Here is a 20,673-nt window from a genome sequence, read left to right as displayed (position 1 = left end):
CTACAGCCCGTCCAAGCCGCCGGCGCGCGGCGTGATGCGGATCAGCTCCCGCTCCGTCACCACGGCATCCAGCGGCACGTCGTGCAGCTCACGCGGCACCTCGTCCACTTCCTGCAAGGCGAAGGCGTAGCCGATGGTCAGGGGGCGCTCCTCGCGGGCCAGTGCACCGAGGGTGCGGTCGTAATGCCCCTGCCCGTACCCCACGCGAAACCCGCGGCGGTCGAAGGCGGACAGCGGCACGATCACCACATCCGGCACCACAGCCGGCGCGTCCACGTCCGGCTCGCGGATGCCGCCGAAGCCCTTGTCGAGCGGGTCCTCTTCCAGCCACAGCCGGAAATGCATGGGCACCTGCGGGTCGGCCACCTTGGGCAGCGCCGGCTTGGCACCTGCGGCCCGCAGCCGCTCGGCCAGCGGCGCGACCTTCACCTCGCCCTGAATGGGAGAATAGAGCGCGACTACCTTGCCCTCGGCGGGCTCGATCAGGCGCATCACGAAATCGGCGGCGTTCTGCGCGCAGGCCGCCTTCTCCTCGTCGGAGAGCGCGCGGCGGGCGGCGATGTTGCGGGCGCGAAGGGCGGCCTTGGCCGCGTGGCTTGTGTCGGGATCGGCGGTCAGGGCGGGATACCAGGCAGCAAGAGAAAAGTGCGGGCCACATAGGCCGTCGGATTTTCGATCCCGGGAACCTACCATTGTAGGTGGGCGCCATGTGACCAAGCCCAGGGGCAAGGCCAGGGACAGCTCCCTGTGAGATCGATAAGGCCCGGGAATACAGTGTTCCTAACGAACCCCGCAGCACCGCCCGATCAATTTAGTGCGTCGTCCTCGTCCGCGCCAGTGCCCGCGTCGCGCCGTCCGGCGTTCAATTCCTTCGCCACCGCCTCGAGCCGCTTGACCACCGCGTCGATCGCGGCGGCCGTCTCGAACTCTCCGGCCCGGCGCGCGTCCAGCTCTTCCTGATCGGCGGATTTCAGCTGCGCGGTGTCGCTGCGCATGGCCTCGACCTGCCTCCGCAGGTCGGACAATTCATCCGCCAGCACCACGCTGGCCATCACGGTCAGGCGCAGGTCGCCGATCTCGCCGAAGCTCTTGCGCATGGCATTGATCTTGTCGTCGACCGCCTTGCTCAATTCGTGCAGGTGCTCTTCCTGCCCGTCGTCACAGGCCATGCGGTAGGAACGGCCGGCTATGCTGACGCTGACTTCAGCCACGGGCTCCACCTTCCTCGTCGGCCTGGGCCAGCACGTCGCGGATGGTGTCGATGGCCGTTTCCAGCCGGCGCGCCACATCGCGATTGGTTGTCTCCAGCCGTGCGGCCCGCGCGCTGATCTCGTCCATTTCGTTGGCCAGCCGGGAGCGGTCCTCGGCCAGCATGGCGATCTCGCCCTCGTGGTCCGCCTCGGCGGATCGCTGGTCGAGCACGCGCGCCGAAGCCGCCTCTACGCTTGCCATCGCCATATCGAGCCGGCGCAGTGCCGCGCTCAAGGCGCCATCCTTCATAAGCATGCACTCCGATGGCGCCGCAGGTGGACCAGCCGTGGCGTAGGGCTGCTGACGATTTGACGATATTTTGCGGCTGAGCGCCATTGCGTCAATGCGCTGCAACACTTGCCCACGATTGTTGGTGCGTTGCATCACGCGGAGAAGGCTCCGTAAACGACCGGCGAATTGACTACCTCTTTGGGGAACCCTAGATGCTGGTGGCCGTAGGACTCTCCTCTCCTGGCCTTTCTGTCCCGGGTCGCAGCACCTGCCGACGGAGCCCTGAAAACCCTGCACGCGGAACGGGACGGACATGACATCTCGTGAACAGCACGATCGCCTGGCCAATGCCATTCGCATCCTCTCCATGGATGCCGTCGAGAAGGCCAAGAGCGGCCATCCCGGCCTGCCCATGGGCGCGGCCGACATCGCCACGGTCCTGTACACCCGGTTCCTGAAATACGACCCCAAGGATCCCCACTGGCCGGATCGCGACCGATTCGTTCTGTCCGCCGGCCACGGCTCCATGCTCATCTACAGCCTGCTCTATCTGTCGGGTTACGAGAGCATCAACCTCGATGACATCAAGAGCTTCCGGCAGCTGAACTCCCGCACCCCGGGCCATCCCGAGAACTTCATGACCTTCGGGATCGAGGTCACCACCGGCCCACTCGGCCAGGGTCTCGGCAACGCCGTCGGCTTCGCGCTGGCCGAGCGTCACCTCGCCGCGCAGTTCGGCTCGGAAGTGGTGGACCATTACACCTATGTGCTGGCCTCCGATGGCGACCTCATGGAGGGCATCAGCCATGAGAGCATCGGCATTGCCGGCCATTTGAAGCTCAACAAGCTCATCGTCTTCTGGGACGACAACCGCATCTCCATCGACGGCCCCATCTCGCTGTCCGATTCGACCGACCAGGTGGCCCGCTTCATCGCCCATGGCTGGAACGCCGAGCGTATCGACGGCCATGATCCCGAGGCCATCGCCGCCGCCATCGAGCGCGCCCAGAACAGCGACAAGCCCACGCTCATCGCCTGCCGCACCACCATCGGCTTCGGCGCTCCCGAAAAGGCCGGCACCTCGTCCGTGCACGGCTCGCCGCTTGGCGCGGCCACCATCGAGGGCGCCCGCAAGGCGTTCGGCGTCGACCTGCCGGCCTTCGGCATTCCGGACGACGTGCTGTCCGCATGGCGGGAAGCCGGCCTGCGCTCGCAAGACGCCCACGCCGAATGGAAGAAGCGCGCCGAAGCCCTCGATTCGTCCAAGAAGGCCGAGTTCGAGCGCCGCAACCGCGCGGAGCTGCCGGAAAGCCTCGGTGGCGCTTTCGACAAGCTCAAGGACAGCCTGTTCTCCGCGCCGAAGGAAGTCGCAACCCGCAAGTCCTCGGAGATCGTGCTCGACGCCATCGCCGATCACCTGCCGGAACTGCTCTCCGGCTCGGCCGACCTGACGCCCTCCAACAACACCAAGGTCAAGGCGTTCACCGAGGTCGCGCCCGGCGATTACGCCGGCCGTTTCGTCCATTGGGGTATCCGCGAACACGGCATGGCCGCGGCCATGAACGGCCTCGCCCAGCATGGCGGCATCATCCCCGTCTCAGGCACCTTCCTGGTGTTCTCCGACTATTGCCGCCCGTCCATACGGCTCGCGGCCCTGGCCGGCATCCACTCCATCTTCGTCTTCACGCATGATTCGATCGGCGTGGGCGAGGACGGCCCGACCCATCAGCCGGTCGAGCATCTGGCGGCGCTGCGCGCCATTCCCGGCCTGATGGTCTTCCGCCCGTGCGACACGGTGGAGACGGCGGAAGCCTGGGAGATCGCGCTCCGCACGGAGGGTCATCCCAGCGTGCTGGCCCTCACCCGCCAGAACCTACCGCAGCTCCGCCTCGAGGCCGCGCAGGCCGACACGACCGCACGGGGCGCCTACGAGATCCGCTCGGCCGAAGGCGAGGCAAAGGTCTCCATTTTCGCGTCGGGCTCCGAAGTCTCGCTGGCCGTCGAGGCGAAGGCAAAGCTGGACGCCGCCGGCGTGCCGACCCGCGTCGTGTCCGTTCCCTGCATGGAGCTGTTCTTCCAGCAGGACGAGACGTACCGGGCGAAGGTCATCGGCACGGCGCCGGTCCGGATCGGCGTGGAAGCCGCTCTTCGCCTCACCTGGGACGCCATCATCGGTTCGGACGGCGGCTTTGTCGGCATGGACAGCTTCGGTGCCAGCGGCCCGGCAAACGAGGTCTACGAGCACTTCGGCATCACATCCGATGCTGTCGTGGCCATGGCGCAGGAGCGGCTTGGTCGCTAAAGAAATCTTCAACAGGTAATGCGCAGTAACAGGCGTCTTTCAGGAGGAACATCGAGATGGCGGTTCGGGTAGCGATCAACGGCTTCGGGCGCATTGGCCGCCTCGTCCTCCGCGCCATCGTCGAGTCGGGTCGCGACGACATCAAGATCGTCGCGATCAACGATCTCGGCCCGGTGGAAACCAACGCCCACCTGCTGCGCTACGACTCGATCCACGGCAAGTTCCCGGCCGCGGTCACCGTGAACGGCGACGTCATCAGCGTTGCCGGCCACGGCGACATCAAGGTCACGGCGGTGAAGAACCCGGCCGAGCTTCCCCACAAGGAGCTCGACATCGACATCGTCATGGAATGCACGGGCATCTTCACCTCGCCCGCCAAGGCGCAGGCCCACATCGATGCCGGCGCAAAGCGCGTCCTGATCTCGGCTCCTCTGGCCGATGCGCCCAAGGGCGAGAAGACGGTTGTCTACGGCGTCAACCACGACACGCTGACGGCGGAAGACGTCATCGTCTCCAACGCGTCCTGCACCACCAATTGCCTGGCTCCGGTCGCCAAGGTCCTCAACGACGCAATCGGCATCGAGAAGGGCTTCATGACGACGATCCACTCCTACACCGGCGACCAGCCGACGCTCGACACCATGCACAAGGACCTCTACCGCGCCCGCGCGGCGGCTCTCAGCATGATCCCGACCTCGACCGGCGCGGCCAAGGCCGTCGGCGTTGTGCTGCCCGAGCTGAAGGGTAAGCTGGACGGCACCTCCATCCGCGTGCCGACGCCGAACGTCTCGGTTATCGACTTCAAGTTCGTCGCCAAGCGCGAGACCACGGTCGAGGAGGTCAACGAGGCCATCAAGCGCGCCGCCGGCCAGCAGCTCAAGGGCGTGCTGGACGTGGTGGACGACAAGCTCGTCTCCTCGGACTTCAACCACAACCCGGCCTCCTCCTCCTTCGCTCTGGACCAGACCAAGGTCATGGAAGGCACCTTCGTGCGCGTCCTGTCCTGGTACGACAATGAATGGGGCTTCTCGAACCGCATGGCCGATACGGCCGTGGCCATGGGCAAGTTCCTCTGAGCCATGGCGCTGACCCGCAGCCTCACTGCCCGCTGGCGTAGCCTTGAGGGAACGGGGCTCGACCACGTCACGTTGACGCCCGGCGAAGGCCGGGTGGTCGCGCGCGGCACCGTCATCGGCGAGCGCGGCGGCACGCCCTATGGCGTGTTCTACCGCGTTGATCTCGATGCCGAATGGCGCACCCGCGAGGTCGCCATCGGCACCGCCGAAGGCCAAGGCCTACACTTGCTCTCGGACGGCGCAGGCCACTGGTCGAACGGTGTGGGCGAACACCTCGCCCATCTCGACGGCTGCGTGGATGTCGATCTCGCCGGCACGCCTTTCACCAACACGCTGCCCATCATGCGCCACGCGTGGGAGCAGGGCGAACGTGCCGAGTTCCGGATGCTCTACATCCCGTTCGACAGCTTCGTGCCGAGCGTGGACGCGCAGGTCTACACCTGCATCGAGCGCGGCCGCCGCTTCCTGTACGAAGCCGCCGATCGCAGCTTTTCCGCCGAGATCGCGGTGGACGCCGACGGTCTCGTGACCGACTATCCACCCCTGTTCACCCGGATGCTCTGATGGCCGATTTCCGCACCCTCGACGATGCTGGCGACCTCACCGGAAAGCGCGTCCTCGTTCGCGTCGACTACAATCTCCCCATGGAGAACGGCCAGGTCACGGACGACACCCGCATCCAGGCCTCCCTGCCCACCATCCGTGACATCGTCTCGCGCGGCGGCAAGGCCATCCTGATGGCCCATTTCGGCCGCCCCAAGGGCAAGCGGGATGACAGCCAGAGCCTGAAGCCGGTCTTCCCCGCGCTCATCGCGGCGCTCGGCACCAAGGCCGCCTTCTGCGACGACTGCGTGGGCGAGAAGGCGGAAGCCGCCGCCAATACGCTCGCCAACGGCGACGTGCTGCTGCTGGAAAACCTGCGCTTCCACGCCGGCGAGGAGAAGAACGATTCCGAGTTCGTGGCGCAGCTCGCCCGCCTCGGCGATCTCTTCGTCAACGACGCGTTCTCCGTCGCCCATCGCGACAGCGCCTCCGTCACCGGCCTCGCCCATGTGCTGCCGGCCTATGCGGGCCGCTCCATGGAGAAGGAGCTGGAGGCCCTCACCAAGGCGCTGGCAAAGCCTGAGCGCCCCGTCGCGGCGGTTGTCGGCGGCGCAAAGGTCTCCACCAAGATAGACCTGCTGTCGAACCTCGTCGGCAAGGTCGACATGCTGATCATCGGCGGCGGCATGGCCAACACCTTCCTCGCCGCGCAGGGCCACGCGGTCGGCAAGTCGCTGTGCGAGCATGACCTGCTCGACACCGCGCAGGACATCATCGCCACCGCCGAAAGCGCCGGCTGCCGTATCGTGCCGCCCGTCGATGCCGTCGTCGCCAAGGAATTCCGCGCCCATGCCACGAACCGCACCGTCGGCGTGGCGGAGGTCGCGGACGACGAGATGATCCTCGACGCCGGCCCGAAGAGCGTGGAGGAGGTGTCCTCGCTGCTCGAAACCGTCAAGACGCTCGTCTGGAACGGCCCGTTCGGCGCCTTCGAGATGGAGCCCTTCGACGCCGCCACCGTCGCCGTGGCCCGCAAGGCCGCCGAGCTCACGAAGGCCGGCCGCCTGCTCTCCGTCGCCGGCGGAGGCGACACCGTGGCCGCGCTCAACCATGCCGGCGTGGCCGAAGACTTCTCCTATATCTCCACGGCGGGCGGCGCCTTCCTCGAATGGCTGGAGGGCAAGAGCCTTCCGGGCGTCGAGGCGCTCCGTTCGTCCAACTGATCCGCACGCACCTCAAGAGGCTCGACACATGGCTCGCATCACGCTCAGGCAGCTTCTCGACCACGCCGCCGAGCACGGCTACGGCGTGCCGGCCTTCAACATCAACAATATGGAGCAGGCGCTGGCCATCGGCGCCGCCGCCAAAAGGCTCGACGCGCCGGTCATCATCCAGGCCTCGCGCGGCGCGCGCTCCTACGCCAACGACATCATGCTGGCCAAGATGATCGACGCGCTGGTCGAGATCTATCCCGAGATCCCGATCTGCATGCATCTCGACCACGGCAACAACGAAGCCACCTGCGCCACCGCCATCCAGTACGGCTTCACCTCGGTGATGATGGACGGCTCGCTCGAAGCCGACGGCAAGACGCCTGCGGACTACGACTACAATGCCGGCATCACCCGCCGCGTCGCGGACATGGCGCACTGGGCCGGCTGCTCGGTGGAGGGCGAGATCGGCGTGCTCGGCTCGCTGGAATCTGGCGAGGGCGAGAAGGAGGACGGCCACGGCTTCGAGGGCGTGCTGAGCCACGACCAACTGCTGACCGATCCCGATCAGGCCGTCCAGTTCGTGAAGGACACGAAGGTCGACGCGCTGGCCGTCGCCATGGGCACCTCGCACGGCGCCTACAAGTTCTCCCGCAAGCCGGACGGCGAAGTGCTGGCGATGAACGTGATCGAGGAGATCCACCGCCGCCTGCCCAACGTCCACCTCGTCATGCACGGTTCGTCGTCGGTGCCGGAGGACCTGCAGGAGATCATCAACCGCTACGGCGGCGAGATGAAGCCCACCTGGGGCGTGCCGGTGGAGGAGATCCAGCGCGGCATCAAGCACGGCGTGCGCAAGGTCAACATCGACACCGACAACCGCATGGCCATGACCGGCGCCATCCGGAAGGTGTTTGCCGAGAACCCCAGCGAGTTCGATCCGCGCAAATACCTGAAGCCCGCATCGGACGCGATGGCCAAGCTGGTCGGCGAGCGGCTGGAGCAGTTCGGCACCGCCGGCAACGCGTCGAAGATCAAGGTTATCCCGCTCGGCGAAATGGCCAAGCGCTACGCCTCCGGCGAACTGGACCCCAAGTTCAGCTGACGCGCGGCGCGCGATCGGCTAGCATGCCGGCATGAACACCGGCAGGGCACAGGAACTTCCAGGCTGGCGGGCGCTCGTTGCGTCCGTCTGCGTGCTGTCGCTCCTCCTGCTCGTGTCCGCCGTCGGCCTCCAGCGCGGCCTCGTCACCGGCAATCATGTCGTGGGCGTCATGCTGGCCGCGGACAATGGCGATCCGGCGCCCGACACCTGGGGCGCCGCCTGCCCCAATTCCGTCGTCACCAAGCCGGGCCTCACCGAGACCGCGCCCCTGCGCTGCCCGGCCCGCGCGGAAACGCCCATCCGCCTGCGCCTGGTGGACGACGCCACCCCGCCCGCGCGCATCTCCGGCACCCCGTTCCGTCCTCCGAGAACGGCCTGACGCTCCCCGTCAGTCCCCGTCTTTTCCCGGAGTTTCATCATGACCCTCACCACCGGGCGCGTCCTCACGCGCCGCCTGTTCCTTGCCGGCCTTGCCGGTTCGCTCGCCGCCTGCCAGCAGACCACCGCCCCGGCGCCGAAGCCCGCAGCCGCCCTCCCCGTGCGTGACATCGAGGGCTACGGCCCCGTCACCTCCGAGCCCTATCCCGTGCCGGGTGTCCCCGCCGGCGCCATCCGTCCGGAATTCCTGCGCCAGGAGGTGGCCTATTCCACCAGCGAACCGCCCGGCACCATCGTGGTCGATCCCGGCGCGAAGTACCTCTACCTCGTCCAGGCGGGCGGCAGCGCCATGCGCTACGGCATCGGCGTGGGCCGCGAGGGCTTCGCCTGGAACGGCACCGCCCTCATCAACATGAAGCGCGAATGGCCGCGCTGGACCCCGCCGGCGGAAATGATCGCCCGCCAGCCGGAGCTCGAGCCCTACCGCAAGGGCATGGAGTCCGGCCTGCAAAACCCGCTCGGCGCCCGCGCGCTCTATCTGTTCCAGAACGGCCGCGACACGCTCTACCGGCTGCACGGCACCAATGAGCCGCGCTCCATCGGCAGCAATGTGTCCTCGGGCTGCGTGCGGCTGGTCAACCAGGACGTCATAGACCTGTATGCCCGCACCCCGCTCGGCACGCGCGTCGTGGTGCTGCCCTCGGCGGCAGGCGTCTAGCCAAAGGCACCAACCCCGCATCCGGCGTCCCGGCGAAGGCCGGGACCCATACCCCGTGCGGCTGACAGGCTGAACGAGGCATCGACAGCACCCGCGCGAAACCGTGAAATCCGAGCGTATAGGTCCCGGCCTGCGCCGGGACGCGCGGAGTGGATGCACTGCAAGAGCAGGCCCCCACCCGCGCCACGGTCCGCCCCATCCCGCACCCTGCGGAACCCCGGCGCATCCCCTCCGTTCCCCCACCGCACCCCCACGGCAGGGAACACACCGCATGGCCGCGCATCAGGGCTCGAAGAAGGTCATCTACGCCGCGCTGGCCGGCAATCTGCTCATCGCCGTCACCAAGTTCGTCGCCGCCTTCTTCACCGGCAGCTCGGCCATGATCAGCGAGGGCGTGCATTCGCTGGTGGACACGGGCAATGAGGGCCTGCTGCTCTACGGCCTGCACCGCGCCTCGCGACCCGCCGATGCCGGCCACCCGCTCGGCCATGGCCGCGAGCTGTATTTCTGGACCTTCATCGTCGCCCTTCTCGTCTTCGCGCTCGGCGCGGGCGTGTCGATCTACGAGGGCGTGAAGCACATCATGGAGCCGGAGCCGGTCACCAACCCGCTCATCAACTATGTGGTGCTCGGCCTCTCCATCCTGTTCGAGGGCTATAGCTGGACCGTCGCCTTCAGGGAGTTCCGCAGCCAGAAGGGCCGCCTCGGCTATGTGGAGGCGGTGCGCCGCAGCAAGGACCCCACCACCTTCACGGTGCTGCTGGAAGACAGCGCGGCGCTCGCCGGCCTCGCCATCGCCTTTCTCGGAATCTGGCTCGGCCACACCTTCGGCATCCCGGAGCTGGACGGCGTCGCCTCGGTCGGCATCGGCCTCGTCCTCGCCGCCACGGCGGTGGTGCTGGCGCGCGAAACGAAGGGCCTCCTCATCGGCGAATCCGCCTCACCCGAGGTGCAGGCCGGGATACTGCGCATCGCGCAGGCGGACCCGGCGGTGCGGAGCGCCAACGGCATCATCACCGTCCATCTCGGCCCGGACCAGATCATCGCCCATCTCAGCGCCGAATTCGAAGACCACACCACCGCCCCGCAGATCGAAGCCTGCGTGACGCGGCTGGAGAACGCAGTGCGTGAGGCCTATCCGCGGGTGACGGCGCTGTTCGTGAAGCCGCAGGCGGCAGGTGCTTGGAGCGAGCGAGCCGCGGCTATATTGCCTTCGACGGCTGACGTATAGAAGGTCTACAGACGCTAATCTGCCTCTACTTTACCGACGAGTGGCACGAGAGCCCATGTCTCGTTGGCTATTGACGCAAGAGGGCTCACTTCAACCATCGCAGACGGCACATTCCTCTCGATCCATACATTCGCAGCACCTTCATCGGACTTGCGGCGTCCCTTTTGAAATACATCTCGATACCTCAACGGCGATATACCCAGGAACGGAACGAAGGAAACCTTGTCGGCGTCAGTCTCTGCCTCCAGCTCAATTTCGTCTTCATGCAGCTCTTTCGCTCTGCTCTTAGGATAAGGCTCCATGTAAACGACACGATCAATGCCCGCAGCAATGAGGTGCTTTGTGCAGTTATGACAAGGAAAAGTTGTACAGAATAGTGTCGCTTTGCGCAGTGAACGCCCTAGTCTTGCAGCATCGCACAACGCGCACATCTCCGCGTGCACAACTCTGCCGTACTCTGTAAGATCCATTATCCACGAATTCGCAAGTGCACCATCTTGTTCTTGCGATCCTTTTGGTGCCTTACCTGTGAGCTTATCGACTATTGCTATGTCGCTACCTTCTTTCAGGATATCATCGGTGAGAAAGTTAGATCGCCGAAGACGCTCCACTAGATCCCTCAAGACTTCTTTCTTCTGTCGTTCATTCGGATCGAATCCCTTCATTACGTCTCGGTTGTCTGGTGTTTCTCCGTCCCAGTATGTGCCTCCGCCAGCTTTAGGGGCCTCATTGCAGCCTTGGGTTATCAATTCTCCGTCTTTAGAGAAGATAGCTGCTCCCACTTGGCGTGATAGATCTCCTGAACGAAGAGAAGAATATTTCGCCGCATACATACCGTATTCGTCTTTGTTGGGTGTGATGCTTGTTCTGCCAAAGAAAGCTTGAATAAATCTAGATACCCCCCTCTTCATCTTCTCCTGAGAAGATCCATCTATAAACAAATCTGCGAGGTGAAACGTGTCTCGGAGTTGCTGTCCCAGTTTCTCCCCGATCTCACTCGCGTCTCTCTCGATCAGGTGAATTACCTTACTCTCGATCTCAGAGGCAGAAAGCTGCGTGGAGGAACTTCTTTTGATAACATCAATCAAGAATTTGCGTCGGCTCTCCTCTGATGAGTATGCAGAAATGAGAATGAACTGCTTGCCGTAAACTTTTCTAAGGAGGTCGACCTCGCTTGGATGTTTGAGCTGACGCACGATATATGCCACTCGACACATGGGGGTTTGTCGTAGTCTCGGGATCTCAGCGGCGGGAACGTCTTCATCGAATTTCCGACGGGTGCGCGACTCGACGTTTGCTTTCTGTCGGGCATCGGCGATTGCGCCGACAGCGATGCGAGCTAAAGCATCAGGTCCGCGCTTCTTTCTGATGGCGTTTGCGTAGTCCATTTTCGCGATGAATTCGTCGCTCTTACTGTCGCCCTGCTTGAGAGCACCATCGCCATAGCCCTGCATCGCAGACGTGAGCTTTACCTCGTATGCCGAGTAAGCGATGTCGGAAAGACACTCCGCAATCACTCTGCAAATTAAGTCCATGTCGACGCCGATTGGACCAGCAGTGCCGAAAACAAGCTCGGGAGAATTTTCGGCCGCTGCTATCACGCTCGTGAACCTCTGATCGAATTAGTTCCGCAATTGGCGAAAGGTTGATTTGGCGGAACTCAGTTGTCCATGGTTCATTCAATTGGCAGAGAATCAAGGAGGTCGCGAATGAACCAACAAGATGACAACGGCGAGCGCCGACAGTCAGAGCGGGATCCTTTCTTGGTTGCAGCCATCAAGCAATCCGCAGAGTTGCTGGGTATGAGGTTCGTCGTAGATGACGAGAAGCTGCGCCAGTTCAACTCTGCACATGAGCCTGCGCCCACTCGTCGCTTTGTAGAGGGGCGGTTTTCTGTATCCTGAGCATTGACAATATTCCTATTCGCATGCTACACACCCGTCACTCCCGGTCGTGAGGGGCGCATCTAGAGGCGTCGACCATGCGGATCGAGGGTGCGGTGGCCGGTGTTGGGTTCGCAACCCAAGCCGGAGGCCCAAGGTGTCGGTTCCTGGCGGCGAGGACGTCCGTCTCGATCCACTTGGCGGCCGTTCGTACGGGGTGTGCCAACGCCCCAGAACGGCAGGGGGATCACAGCAGAGGGTAGCAAGTTAATCCTCTGGGGGTCCGGCACAGCAAGCCAAGCACACCGCGCGCGGGACGCCCCGAGACGGGCTTTCCCACGGTGACTGAACAACTGGCCTGGCTCTCAACCACTACCCTACCGAGCCAGACCGCCGCGGGAGCGGCCAATCTCCCGGCGTCCCGCGCGCCCCTCAGGGGTTCGATATTGGGAACGTGGCCACAAGGATCAGTGGCCGAAACATGAACTCTGTCCACGGAGCGCTTCCGCGCATCCGCAGTCCGGAACAGCCGCAGCGCCGCGCCCGGCGCGCAGCCGGCGGGCCTAGATCGGCCGCCCCATCAGGCGAAGATATTCCGCCTCCGGCGCGCCATAGGCCGCATCCGCCGTCGCCTTCAGCCCGTCGCGGTCGCGCACGGTGACGAGGCCGCGCGTGGAGCGGATCAGGTGCTGGCCTTCCAGTATGTGCAGCGCCGTGGTGACACCGGCGCGCCGCACGCCCAGCATGATGGCCAGGAATTCATGCGTCAGCGGAAGCTCGTCGCCCTCCACGCGGTCGTGGCTCATCAGCAGCCAGCGGGCCAGCCGCTCCTCGATGCTGTGGCGGGCGTTCGACAAAGCGGTCTGCGACATCTGCGCGACCCGCGCCTCGTTGAACAGCAGGAACAGGTCGTGCATGGAGCGATGCTCGCGCATCAGCCCCTGCAGCCTGCCACGTTCCACGCGCAGCCCATGTCCGGGGATCTGCATCGTGGTCTCCAGCAGGGAGCGGTCGGTGCCGTTGATGACGGAGCTGCCGGTCATGCCGTCCCGCCCGTACAGGCTGACTTCCGAGCGCTCGCCATTGACGTTGACGGCCAGGGTGGAGGCCAGCCCGGTCAGCGGAAAATAGACGTGCTCGATCACCTGTCCGGCACGTTCGAGGATCATCGCATGGGGAAGAGCGACCTCTTCGAGAAACGGCCGGAGCGCGCCAAGATCCTCGTCCGAAAGCGCTGCGAGAACACGGTTCTGGCTGGTGGCCACTGCTGGGTGAATCCTTCGTGCAAAGCAGATGTCCGCATAGATCACGCGGATGGAGGCGACTACGGACGGTTCCGTACATTATTGCAACAGCCGATGACCGCGCCGTCGGCGCCGCCACCGCGCGCGCCATCTACATTTTGCCACCGGCGCCTGCTAAGACGCGGGCATGTCGAAGACCTCCCAGAAGGGCGATGCCGCCCGCCTCATGCTCATCAGCCCCGTGCTCCAGCCGGACGCCGACTTCGAGGGGGCACTGGCTGCCGCACTCGAAGCCGCCGAGATCTCGGCGGTCGTTCTGCGCGTCGAGCCGGGCGGCGACGAGCGCGGGCTGCTGAAAGTGCTGAAGCCGCTGGTCGAGCTGGCGCAAGAGCGTGGCGCCGCCGTCCTCGTCGAAGGCGCGCCCGACCTGGTCGGCAAGTCCGGTGCGGACGGCATCCACGCGCTGGGTGAAAAGCAGGCCGTGGAGGCCACCGAGCGGTTCCGGCCGGAAAAGATCGTCGGCGTCGGCGGGCTCCGCACCCGCGACACCGCGATGTCGGTTGGCGAGATCGGGGCCGATTACGTGCTGTTCGGAGATCCCGGCAAGGGCGGCGAGGCCCCGCCGCTGGATGCGCTGCTGGACCGCCTCGCCTGGTGGGCGGAGGTCTTCGTCATCCCCTGCGTCGGCTATGCGGCCGCACCGGACGCCGTCTCCCGCATCGCCGCCACCGGCGCGGAGTTCGTGGCGCTCGGCCCGTGGGTCTGGACCCATGACGAAGGACCGGGTGCCGCCGTCTCGGGCGCAGTGGACGCCCTGGCCCTCGGAGAAGCGGTTTGATCGGGCGCGCCGTCGCCGCGGCCCTGCTGGTCCCGCTGCTCTGCGGCGCGGCCTTTTCGCAGGGGCCAAGCCTGCCGCCCATCGCCAAGGAAGACATGCCGCTGCTGCCCGCGCCACCTCCGGTGGAGGATGGCGGCACGGGAGACGCGGCCTATGCCGCCTACCAGCGCGGCGCCTATGTCACCGCCATGGAGTTCGCGCAGCGCCGCGTCCGGGAAAACCGCGACGCCGCCTCCGCGATGACCCTGATCGGCCTGCTCCACGAGAACGGCTTCGGCACCAGGCGCGACACGGCGCAGGCCGCCGAATGGTACGGCAAGGCCGCTGCGGCAGGTGACACCAACGCCATGGTGTCGCTGGCGCTCCTGAAGCTTGAGGGCGACGGGACGGCGAAAGACACCAAGGGCGCGGCCGATTTGTTCGAGAAGGCCGCCGGGCGCGGCGATCCTCTGGCGCGCTACAATATGGGCCTGATCCATATGCAGGGTGAGTCCCGCCCCCGGGATCCCAAGAAGGCGGCCGAAGATTTTCGCGTCGCAGCCGAAGCCGGCAACGCGGACGCGCAATACGCCTACGCCACCATGCTGCGCGAGGGCCAGGGCGTGGCGGAGGACCGCGTGGAGGGAGCGCGCCTGCTCGGTCTCGCCGCCGCCGCCGGCCATGGCGACGCTGCCGTGGAGTTCGCCATCTCCGTCTTCAACGGCGACGGCGTGCCGAAGAACGAGGAGCGCGCGGCGGTACTGTTCCTGGAATCCGCGCTGCGCGGCAATGTCATCGCCCAGACGCGGGTGGCCCGTCTCTACGCCGCCGGCCGTGGCGTGGAAGCCGACCGCATCCGCGCCGCTGCCTGGTACATGATAGCCCGCGAGAAGGGCGCAAAGGACCGCTATCTGGACGACGTGCTTGCCGGCATGACGGAAGACGAGACCGTCAAGGCCGAGGGGCGCGCGGCTGCCCTGCGCGGCGAGAGCGCCCGTGCCGGCACCGCGGGCCTTGACGCTCCGCCCGCGGGCGGGCAGTAACCGCCCTCCCCCTTTTTCCTCCGTCTCTGAGGCGTCATGCCCCGTTCCCCGTTGATGAACATCATGGTCCAGGCCTGCTCCAAGGCCGGGCGAGCCATGCGGCGCGACTTCAACGAGGTCGAGCAGCTTCAGGTGTCGATCAAGGGACCGTCCGACTTCGTCAGCATCGCGGACCGCCGCGCCGAGGACACGCTGCGCCAGGAACTCGCGCGCGCACGCCCGGACATCGGCTTCCTGCTGGAGGAAGGCGGCGAGATCGAAGGCCGCGACCCGTCGCAGCGCTTCATCATCGACCCCATCGACGGCACCACCAACTTCCTGCACGGCATCCCGCATTTCGCGATCTCGGTGGCGCTGGAGCGCAACGGTTCGCTGGTGGCGGCGGTGGTCTACAATCCGGTGGCCGACGAGCTGTTCACCGCCGAGCGCGGCAACGGCGCCTTCCTCAACGACAGGCGCCTGCGCGTGTCGGGCCGCAAGAACATCGTGGATTGCGTGATCGGCACCGGCGTTCCGCATCGCGGCAAGGGCGACCACGAACTGTTCGGCCGCGAACTGCGCGCCGTGCAGGGTCAGGTCGCGGGCATACGTCGAGCGGGCGCGGCCTCGCTCGATCTCGCCTGGGTGGCAGCGGGCCGTCTCGACGGATTCTGGGAGCGTGATCTCAAAGCCTGGGACATGGCCGCAGGCCTGCTGCTCATTCGCGAAGCAGGCGGTTACGCGTCCGACCTCGATGGCCGAGACGACATGCTGACGAAGGGCCACGTTGTCTGCGGCAATGAAGCGTCACATCGCTGGCTGGCCGACACGCTGAAGAAGGTGCGCTGAGCGCACCTCTCAGGCGATCAGGTCCGGCGTCAACGTGTCTTCGAGATGTGAGATGCGGTCCTTCAGGGCCAGCTTGCGCTTCTTGAGCCGCTGAAGCTGCAGCCGGTCACAGGCCACGAGCCGTTCGAGCGCCTCGATGGCCGTGTCGAGGTCGCGATGCTCTTCCTCGAGCCGCGCCAGCTCCGCCTGCAGCGCGGCGTCTTCCTCATTGTCCTGAACAACCATCCCGGCTGTGGCCCCGCCCGTGCCTCTGAACCGCCAACCGCTGAGCGGAAGACCGCGAGACGATACGCCCGCACACCCCCGCTCTTCAAGGAGGGAGCTCGCCCTACCCCCGCCAAATTCCTCGGTTGGAATCGACATACTACGGCTGCGGTGTCATCCTGCTGTCGTAGAGACACAAGGAGGAATGGAATGTCGATTTCTTCGCATCTAACGTCGCTCGTATCCAAGAAAGAGGATTTGGAGCGCCAGATCGAAGCCGAGCTTTCCCACCCAAATGTCGATGAAGTGCGCATCGCTGAGCTGAAACGACGCAAACTCAAGATCAAGGATCAGATCACCAAGCTGCAGCCGGAGATCGAGCATACCCTGCACTAGAGTGCATGTTGGAGGAGGAGCGGCTTAGCGCTCCTCCTCGTCATCTGCATCGTCTTCACGCGGCAGGTTCTTGAGCTTCGCGAACACGGAGTCGACGTCGATCGCCTCTTCCTGGGGACGGGTTTCCCGGCGTCCGAAGTCGGCGAACGGCTCGCTCTGGCCGGCCGTGGTAACCTCCGTCGGCAGCAGGCTCTGCCCCTCTTCCGCTGTCTCTGGCCGCGGCGGCGCGTTCCGGGCAGCCTTATTGACCTCGAGATCGAGGTCCATCTGCGAGCACAGGCCAAGCGTCACGGGATCGAGCGGCGACAATGACGACGTGTTCCAGTGCGTCCGGTCCCGGATGGACTGGATGGTGGTCTTGGTGGTTCCCACCAGACGCATGATCTGCGCGTCCTTGAGCTCCGAATGGTTCCGGATCAGCCAGAGAATGGCATTCGGCCGGTCATGACGGCGCGACACCGGCGTGTACCGCGGGCCCGCCCGGCGCTTGACCTCGGGAAGCTTCACCTTCGATTCGATGAGCCTCAGGCGGTACGACGCATTCGCCTCGCCCTTCTCCACCTCGTCACGGGTCAGCTGGCCATTCGAGATGGGGTCGATTCCGCGAATGCCCTGCGCGGCGTCGCCGTCGGCAATCGCCTTCACCTCCAGCTCATGCAGATGGCAGAACTCCGCGATCTGGGCGAAAGACAGCGATGTGTTGTCCACGAGCCAGACGGCAGTTGCCTTCGGCATCAGCGGCGCATTCGCCATGACATATCTCCTTTGAGCTTCGCCCGGAGGGGCGGAGCAGTCGTTCATCAACGATGACCGGAATGGCGGGAATATAGGTGTTCGTCCTCCTCGAAGCAAACCGGATCTGACACCCTGCGTGATCCTTTCCTTACGCTGCGCGTTGGTTGCTTTGGGCTACCTCGATGGCCTTGCAGCCAGGAGTTTTCGTGATGAACGCTGAAGAGGATGCGCAGCACCGCAGGCCTGGTTTCCAGATTGGAGAGGATCTTTCCGCCCTTTCAGTCGCAGAGTTGGATCATCGCGTCACAGCCTTGCAAGTCGAGATCGAACGCCTGAACAAGGCACGTGCAGCCAAGGTGGCCCATCTGGACGCAGCCGCCGGCATCTTCGGGAAGCTCCGTTAACCGTTCAGAAACCTTTACGGGCTATTAAGAAGCTTCTCCTGACTGGAGCGGCGCCTCAGCCTCGCTCGTTCTGACGTCTCCCTGGACTCGGAGCCGCCGACAAGGCGGCTTCTTTTTGCGCCGGGACACGCAGCAGGCGTTAACCATTCGTTAACTTTGCTCTTCCACTTCATGACGCTTGAAGCCAGTGTGGACCCGCATCACGCCTCGGTTCATACCCAGTGCCTTCAACGGATTTATCACGTCATGGAACAGCTCTCCGAGGGCCTGCAGGACGGGCGGTTCGTGCGCTTCAGCGACAAGCTGCTTACGTCTGATTCGTTTCGTGAGCTTTTCCGCGAGGGGATGGCGCTGGTCGAAGAGACTGCAGCCTACCTGGATGGCGATGGCCGCGACGAAAGCCGGCACCTTTCGAGGACGAGCGCCCTTGCCTACGCAACGGAGAGCATGAGGCTCACCACGCGCTTGATGCAGATTGCGTCCTGGCTCCTCATCCAGCGTGCTGCGAACGATGGCGAGATGAACCCGCAGCAGGCGGAACAGGAAAAGCAGAAAGTTAAGCTGAACGGGGCCCGCTCGACCGTGCCCGCCGACACTTTCCTCACGCTGCCCGACCGCCTGCAGGAGTTGGTGGGGCGCACCGAGAGATTACAGCAGCGCGTGGTGCTTCTGGAGAGCCACTTCCTCTCTGGGGCAAAGGACCTCGACAACCCGATCGCCAATCAACTGGCACTTCTGCGAACGGCTTTCGCCATCAGCGCATAAAACAGTTCCGAGCCGGTGATGACGAAAAAAAGCCCCGCTCAAGCGGGGCTTTTTCGATTCTGAATGCAGCCTATGTGCGCTTGCCGATGGATCCGAACCGCGCGGCAAACTTGGACACGCGGCCGGCGCGGTCAAGAAGCTGCTGCTGTCCACCGGTCCACGCCGGATGCGTCTTGGGATCGATGTCTAGCTGAAGGGTGTCGCCCTCTTTGCCGTAGGTCGAACGGGTCAGGTACTCGGTGCCATCGGTCATCACGACCTTGACGAAGTGGTAGTCGGGATGGATGTCGGACTTCATACTCGCCTCACGGCATGGGCGCGCGGCGCCGCACGCCCTCGATGTTCGAGAAACAGGAAGGCGCCCCTATAGCGCAGGCCCGGATCGGGCGCAAGCATCGTCGGCCACGCTCCGGAAACAGGCAATACGCCGCAGAAATTCCAGCACGGCGAACTTGCCCACACGGCCGCATCGGCTGCATGGTCCCGCCACCAAGGCACCCATGAGAAAACCTCGCTCCACATCTTCAAACGCGGCAGCGTCCACCAGACGGCTGGGGCCCCTGCGTGCGCTGCTTCCGTTCGCCGCTCCTTACAAGGGCCGTATCGCGCTGGCGTTTTTGGCGCTGCTTGCGGCATCCGCGGCAACCTTGATCGTGCCACTGGCACTGCGCCGGATCATCGACTTCGGGTTCAGCTCTGAAGAACGCGAGATGGTGGATTGGTATTTCGCGACGATGCTGGCTGTGGCGGCCTTCCTGGCACTTGCCAGCGCCTCCCGCTTCTACCTGGTCATGACGCTCGGCGAACGCGTGGTGGCCGATATCAGGAACGCCGTCTTCGCACATCTGACGGGGCTGTCCGCCAGCTTCTATGACCAGTCACGTGCGGGTGAGCTGGTGTCGAGGCTTACGGCCGACACAACGCTGATCAAGGCAACGTTCGGTTCGTCCGCATCTCTGGCACTGCGCAACCTCTTCCTCTTCGCCGGCGCCAGCATCATGATGGTGGTGACCTCGCCTCGCCTGTCCGCGCTGGTTCTCGTGGCAATTCCCTTCATCGTCCTTCCGCTCGTCGCGTTCGGACGCTCGGTTCGTCAGAAATCACGCAAGGCGCAAGACACGCTCGCCGACGCATCTGCGATGGCTGCGGAATCGCTCGGCGCAATGCGTACGGTCCAGGCCTTCAATGCCGAACCCGCGCTGAAGGCCGGCTTCTCACATGCCGTCGAGCGGGCCTATGATGGCGCGCGGTCAGCAACAGCGACGCGAGCACTTCTGACAGCCGTCGTCATCTTCCTCGTGTTCGGCAGCGTTGTCGCCGTGCTTTGGTGGGGCGCAACAGACGTTCTGTTTGGAAGGATGAGCGCCGGCCTTCTCGGCCAGTTCGTGCTCTACGCGGTCTTCGCGGCCGGGGCACTTGGTGAAATCTCGCAGGTCTGGAGCGACATCTCGCAGGCGGCGGGTGCGGCAGAGCGGCTGGACGAACTTCTGCACGTACCTTCTGCGGTGGTCGAAGTGCCTTCGCCGCGCGTACTGCCGAAGCCGCCACGGGGCCAGATCAGGTTCGAGCACATCGATTTCGCCTACCCCGCACGACCCGACTTACCCGTCCTCAAAGATCTCAGCATCGAGATCGCAGCTGGTGAAACGATTGCCGTTGTCGGCCCTTCGGGAGCCGGCAAATCAACCCTGATCCACCTCCTGCTGCGCTTCTACGACCCGCAATCGGGGTTCGTGACGATCGACGGCGTCGACATAGCTCAAGCGAGCTTAAGCGATCTGCGGAGCCGCATCGCGCTCGTTCCCCAGGATTCGGTTATCTTCGCCGGCACGGCACGGGACAACATCCGCTTCGGAAAGCCGGATGCATCGGACGCCCAGATCGAGGCAGCTGCCCTAAGCGCCGCCGCCGACGGGTTCATCCGCGCGCTTCCTGAAGGTTATGAGACCTCGATCGGGGAACGTGGCGTGACGCTTTCTGGCGGACAGAAACAACGCATCGCCATTGCAAGGGCCATCCTGAGAAACGCTCCCATCCTGCTTCTCGATGAAGCAACATCCGCGCTCGACGCGGAGAGCGAGTCCCTCGTACAGAACGCGCTCGCAGATCTCATGAAGGGCCGGACAACGCTGGTTGTCGCCCATCGGCTGGCGACGGTGCTGAGAGCCGATCGGATCCTCGTCATGGATGAGGGCCGCGTGGTGGAAATCGGCACACATGCCGAGTTGATTGCTCGTGGCGGTCTCTACGCGCGGCTTGCGAGCCTGCAGTTCAGCGATCCGAGCACGGCCCTGCGCTGAACACGGCG

Annotated in this window: 24 protein-coding genes and 1 other RNA gene; 16 read left to right on the top strand and 9 right to left on the bottom strand. The window is 64.8% G+C overall.

The genetic code is table 11. From position 1 onward, the window contains the following. The 4 genes from SCD90_RS11605 to SCD90_RS11590 all read right to left on the bottom strand — a co-directional run bounded on the left by SCD90_RS11605 (window position 1) and on the right by SCD90_RS11590 (window position 1,485). The gene (locus SCD90_RS11605; protein WP_319844863.1) at window positions 1-618 is read right to left on the bottom strand and encodes a 5-formyltetrahydrofolate cyclo-ligase; all 618 of its coding nucleotides are present in this window, start codon (window positions 616-618) and stop codon (window positions 1-3) included. A 28-nt stretch (window positions 619-646) separates the two neighbouring features. After that, a non-coding RNA gene (ssrS, locus tag SCD90_RS11600) (6S RNA) lies at window positions 647-802 on the bottom strand. 4 nt (window positions 803-806) lie between these two features. Next, entirely contained in the window at window positions 807-1,211 is a 405-nt protein-coding gene (locus tag SCD90_RS11595; RefSeq protein ID WP_319844839.1) for a cell division protein ZapA, read from the bottom strand. After that, the gene (locus tag SCD90_RS11590; RefSeq protein WP_319844838.1) at window positions 1,204-1,485 is read right to left on the bottom strand and encodes a DUF4164 family protein; all 282 of its coding nucleotides are present in this window, start codon (window positions 1,483-1,485) and stop codon (window positions 1,204-1,206) included. Before SCD90_RS11590 ends, SCD90_RS11595 begins: the two co-directional genes overlap by 8 nt. Before the next feature lie 310 nt (window positions 1,486-1,795). On the opposite strand from SCD90_RS11590, the gene tkt reads away from it, so the two are divergent. The 8 genes from tkt (at window position 1,796) to SCD90_RS11550 (ending at window position 10,046) form a co-directional block, all read left to right on the top strand. Beyond that, complete coding sequence (gene tkt, locus SCD90_RS11585; RefSeq protein WP_319844837.1) at window positions 1,796-3,784, top strand: transketolase; 1,989 nt, start codon at window positions 1,796-1,798, stop codon at window positions 3,782-3,784. Between the two features lie 56 nt (window positions 3,785-3,840). Further along, window positions 3,841-4,860, top strand: a complete 1,020-nt coding sequence (gene gap / locus SCD90_RS11580; RefSeq protein WP_319844836.1) for a type I glyceraldehyde-3-phosphate dehydrogenase — start codon at window positions 3,841-3,843, stop codon at window positions 4,858-4,860. Between the two features lie 3 nt (window positions 4,861-4,863). Then, on the top strand, window positions 4,864-5,424 hold the full coding sequence (locus SCD90_RS11575) for a putative glycolipid-binding domain-containing protein (protein WP_319844835.1): 561 nt from the start codon (window positions 4,864-4,866) through the stop codon (window positions 5,422-5,424). Then, window positions 5,424-6,626: a phosphoglycerate kinase gene (locus tag SCD90_RS11570; RefSeq protein WP_319844834.1), complete on the top strand. Its 1,203-nt coding sequence runs from the start codon at window positions 5,424-5,426 to the stop codon at window positions 6,624-6,626. Before SCD90_RS11575 ends, SCD90_RS11570 begins: the two co-directional genes overlap by 1 nt. A 28-nt stretch (window positions 6,627-6,654) precedes the next feature. Beyond that, on the top strand, window positions 6,655-7,719 hold the full coding sequence (gene fba, locus SCD90_RS11565; RefSeq protein ID WP_319844833.1) for a class II fructose-bisphosphate aldolase: 1,065 nt from the start codon (window positions 6,655-6,657) through the stop codon (window positions 7,717-7,719). 31 nt (window positions 7,720-7,750) lie between these two features. Then, window positions 7,751-8,098 carry a hypothetical protein gene (locus SCD90_RS11560; protein WP_319844832.1) on the top strand — a complete coding sequence of 116 codons (348 nt, stop codon included), beginning with the start codon at window positions 7,751-7,753 and terminating at the stop codon, window positions 8,096-8,098. Between the two features lie 39 nt (window positions 8,099-8,137). After that, window positions 8,138-8,815, top strand: coding sequence for a L,D-transpeptidase (locus tag SCD90_RS11555; RefSeq protein WP_319844831.1), 678 nt, complete (start codon window positions 8,138-8,140; stop codon window positions 8,813-8,815). Between the two features lie 271 nt (window positions 8,816-9,086). Further along, window positions 9,087-10,046, top strand: coding sequence for a cation diffusion facilitator family transporter (locus SCD90_RS11550; protein ID WP_319844830.1), 960 nt, complete (start codon window positions 9,087-9,089; stop codon window positions 10,044-10,046). A 14-nt stretch (window positions 10,047-10,060) separates the two neighbouring features. On the opposite strand, the gene SCD90_RS11545 is transcribed toward SCD90_RS11550, so the two are convergent. After that, window positions 10,061-11,647: an anti-phage dCTP deaminase gene (locus SCD90_RS11545; RefSeq protein ID WP_319844829.1), complete on the bottom strand. Its 1,587-nt coding sequence runs from the start codon at window positions 11,645-11,647 to the stop codon at window positions 10,061-10,063. A gap of 108 nt (window positions 11,648-11,755) precedes the next feature. Here SCD90_RS11545 and SCD90_RS11540 point away from each other — a divergent pair, with 108 nt between their 5' ends. Further along, window positions 11,756-11,950, top strand: a complete 195-nt coding sequence (locus SCD90_RS11540; RefSeq protein ID WP_319844828.1) for a hypothetical protein — start codon at window positions 11,756-11,758, stop codon at window positions 11,948-11,950. Window positions 11,951-12,492: 542 nt separating this feature from the next. Here the strand turns inward: SCD90_RS11540 and SCD90_RS11535 are convergent. Next, window positions 12,493-13,194 carry a Crp/Fnr family transcriptional regulator gene (locus SCD90_RS11535; protein WP_319844827.1) on the bottom strand — a complete coding sequence of 234 codons (702 nt, stop codon included), beginning with the start codon at window positions 13,192-13,194 and terminating at the stop codon, window positions 12,493-12,495. 166 nt (window positions 13,195-13,360) lie between these two features. On the opposite strand from SCD90_RS11535, the gene SCD90_RS11530 reads away from it, so the two are divergent. The 3 genes from SCD90_RS11530 to SCD90_RS11520 are packed head-to-tail and all read left to right on the top strand — an operon-like array spanning window position 13,361 to window position 15,861. Then, the gene (locus tag SCD90_RS11530; protein ID WP_319844826.1) at window positions 13,361-14,011 is read left to right on the top strand and encodes a thiamine phosphate synthase; all 651 of its coding nucleotides are present in this window, start codon (window positions 13,361-13,363) and stop codon (window positions 14,009-14,011) included. Then, window positions 14,008-15,033 (top strand): tetratricopeptide repeat protein, encoded by a 1,026-nt coding sequence (locus SCD90_RS11525; protein WP_319844825.1) that lies wholly within the window; start codon window positions 14,008-14,010, stop codon window positions 15,031-15,033. The genes SCD90_RS11530 and SCD90_RS11525 overlap by 4 nt, the downstream gene beginning before the upstream one ends. A gap of 36 nt (window positions 15,034-15,069) precedes the next feature. Continuing rightward, the gene (locus SCD90_RS11520) at window positions 15,070-15,861 is read left to right on the top strand and encodes an inositol monophosphatase family protein (protein WP_319844824.1); all 792 of its coding nucleotides are present in this window, start codon (window positions 15,070-15,072) and stop codon (window positions 15,859-15,861) included. 9 nt (window positions 15,862-15,870) lie between these two features. Here SCD90_RS11520 and SCD90_RS11515 read toward each other — a convergent pair whose 3' ends face one another. Next, the gene (locus tag SCD90_RS11515) at window positions 15,871-16,086 is read right to left on the bottom strand and encodes a YdcH family protein (protein WP_319844823.1); all 216 of its coding nucleotides are present in this window, start codon (window positions 16,084-16,086) and stop codon (window positions 15,871-15,873) included. Window positions 16,087-16,275: 189 nt separating this feature from the next. On the opposite strand from SCD90_RS11515, the gene SCD90_RS11510 reads away from it, so the two are divergent. Continuing rightward, window positions 16,276-16,461 carry a YdcH family protein gene (locus SCD90_RS11510; RefSeq protein ID WP_319844822.1) on the top strand — a complete coding sequence of 62 codons (186 nt, stop codon included), beginning with the start codon at window positions 16,276-16,278 and terminating at the stop codon, window positions 16,459-16,461. A 24-nt stretch (window positions 16,462-16,485) separates the two neighbouring features. Here SCD90_RS11510 and SCD90_RS11505 read toward each other — a convergent pair whose 3' ends face one another. Continuing rightward, window positions 16,486-17,214, bottom strand: coding sequence for a DUF1013 domain-containing protein (locus SCD90_RS11505; RefSeq protein ID WP_319844821.1), 729 nt, complete (start codon window positions 17,212-17,214; stop codon window positions 16,486-16,488). Between the two features lie 191 nt (window positions 17,215-17,405). On the opposite strand from SCD90_RS11505, the gene SCD90_RS11500 reads away from it, so the two are divergent. Both SCD90_RS11500 and rcdA read left to right on the top strand, forming a co-directional pair. Then, on the top strand, window positions 17,406-17,600 hold the full coding sequence (locus SCD90_RS11500) for a DUF1192 domain-containing protein (RefSeq protein WP_319844820.1): 195 nt from the start codon (window positions 17,406-17,408) through the stop codon (window positions 17,598-17,600). 246 nt (window positions 17,601-17,846) lie between these two features. Next, the gene (rcdA, locus tag SCD90_RS11495) at window positions 17,847-18,365 is read left to right on the top strand and encodes a protease adaptor protein RcdA (RefSeq protein WP_319844819.1); all 519 of its coding nucleotides are present in this window, start codon (window positions 17,847-17,849) and stop codon (window positions 18,363-18,365) included. Window positions 18,366-18,435: 70 nt separating this feature from the next. Here the strand turns inward: rcdA and rpmE are convergent, their stop codons facing one another. Further along, window positions 18,436-18,663, bottom strand: coding sequence for a 50S ribosomal protein L31 (rpmE, locus tag SCD90_RS11490; RefSeq protein ID WP_319844818.1), 228 nt, complete (start codon window positions 18,661-18,663; stop codon window positions 18,436-18,438). A gap of 202 nt (window positions 18,664-18,865) precedes the next feature. Here rpmE and SCD90_RS11485 point away from each other — a divergent pair, with 202 nt between their 5' ends. Beyond that, entirely contained in the window at window positions 18,866-20,665 is a 1,800-nt protein-coding gene (locus SCD90_RS11485; protein ID WP_319844817.1) for an ABC transporter transmembrane domain-containing protein, read from the top strand. The last annotated feature ends 8 nt before the right edge of the window (window positions 20,666-20,673 follow it).

Source organism: Terrihabitans rhizophilus (genome assembly GCF_033898525.1).
In the GTDB taxonomy this organism is placed as follows: Bacteria; Pseudomonadota; Alphaproteobacteria; order Rhizobiales; family Methylopilaceae; genus Flaviflagellibacter; species Flaviflagellibacter rhizophilus.
Note: the sequence above shows the minus strand (reverse complement) of the source record. Positions and strands in the feature narration are given on the sequence as shown.